Origin of the sequence: Pseudomonas sp. PS01270 (assembly GCF_029959775.1) — a bacterium.
GTDB classification, from domain to species: Bacteria; Pseudomonadota; Gammaproteobacteria; order Pseudomonadales; family Pseudomonadaceae; genus Aquipseudomonas; species Aquipseudomonas atacamensis.
This window is the reverse complement of sequence record NZ_JASCPT010000260.1, coordinates 1-1,639: the sequence shown is the minus strand read 5'-3', so window position 1 is coordinate 1,639 and position 1,639 is coordinate 1. Positions and strand designations below refer to the sequence as shown.

General features: G+C 53.4%; 1 pseudogene. It reads left to right on the top strand.

The features are described 5' to 3' along the window. The first annotated feature begins 71 nt into the window (after window positions 1-71). Window positions 72-1,591, top strand: a pseudogene (locus QMX86_RS28020) (IS3 family transposase). The last annotated feature ends 48 nt before the right edge of the window (window positions 1,592-1,639 follow it).

Below are 1,639 nucleotides of genomic sequence, written 5' to 3'. Positions count from 1 at the left end.
CCCCCCGTGTCAGCCTACCTGTCACCTCTGTTGATTGACTCAACCATTCATGGGGGCGAAGGTGTCTAGCAATGCCGAAGCGTTATGACGATGACTTCAGAGACTGGGCTGTTCTTCAAATGATGCCGCCCTTAAACCGTTCCGTAGCAGAGCTCGCCGTTGCAATCGGCGTCACCCCACAGTCACTGCGAAACTGGAGGCAAAGGGCTAGAGATAAAGGATTGATTGTTCCTGGGAATAATAAAACCAGCAATCAGTGGTCCAGCGCCGACAAATTCAACGCCGTTCTGGAAACCGCGCCGTTGAGCGAGGTAGAGCTTTCACAATATTGCCGAATCAAGGGCATTTATCCTGAGCAGATTCAGCAATGGCGCCAAGCTTGCCAGAATGCCAACACTGCGATGGAGCCTCAGCCCAACAAAAAACCGACCACCGAGCAAATACGGATAAAGGAGCTGGAGCGACAACTGCTTCGATCCGATGCTGATTGCAAGGAGGCGGTCGCTTTACTGGAACTCAGAAAAAAAGCCAATGCGATCTGGGGCAAGGACAAGGAAGGCTGATCAGCGCCCCTGATCGTGTGCAGGCTTTGGGCCTGATCGCTGAGGCAGTAGCAAGTGGTGCACGTCGGTTTCGTGCATGCAAAGAGATCGGGCTGTGTTTGCGGACGGTTCAGCGTTGGCGACACTGCGAAGCCGACAAGCGCCAGATCATCAAACGCGAAGCACCGTCCAACAAACTCAGCGTCGCAGAGCGTCAGGCTGTTTTGGATGCTGCTAATCAACCTGGCTACGCGAGTCTGACACCGCACCAGATTGTCCCGAAGTTAGCTGACGAAGGTATCTATCTGGCATCGGAATCAACATTCTATCGGGTGCTGAAAGAGGCAAATCAGAATAGCCGTCGAGGCCGAGCCAAAGCTCCGAAGCGCCGAGCTTTGACCACACATTGTGCTGATGCCCCAAATCGAGTTTGGTGTTGGGATATCACGTGGTTACCCACCACCGTTAAAGGTCGCTTTTACTACTGGTACATGGTCAAAGACATCTATAGCCGCAAATTAGTGACCAACGAAGTACACGAATCCGAACGCGCAGAACATGCATGCGTACTGCTTGAAAAAGGATGCTTACGAGAGCGTACGGCGGGTCGTCCGCTGGTACTGCACTCGGACAACGGTCACGTAATGAGAGGCTCGCTTCTTCGAGAAAGCATGATTGCATTGGGCGTCGAACCGTCGTTCAGCCGACCCCGAGTAAGCAATGACAACGCCTATGCCGAAGCGCTTTTTCGTACGGCTAAGTATTGCCCGCTGTGGCCCGAGCGGCCCTTCGACAATCTCACGGAAGCACGACTCTGGGTGCAGAAATTCGTTGAGTGGTACAACGACGAGCATCGTCATAGCGCCTTGAAATACGTGACGCCCAATGAGCGTCACGAAGGCAAGGCACCTGCGTTACTGCAGGCACGGGAGAATCTTTACAAGGCAGCCAAAGCAACTAACCCCAGCCGTTGGAGCGGCGAAGTACGTAATTGGAAACTCGCAAACGCTGTTTACCTGAATCCAGAGCGCCCTGAAACAAGGGCGTAATAGACTCCTAAAACAGCCGTGAAGCGACAGATACGTTGACACGCACCG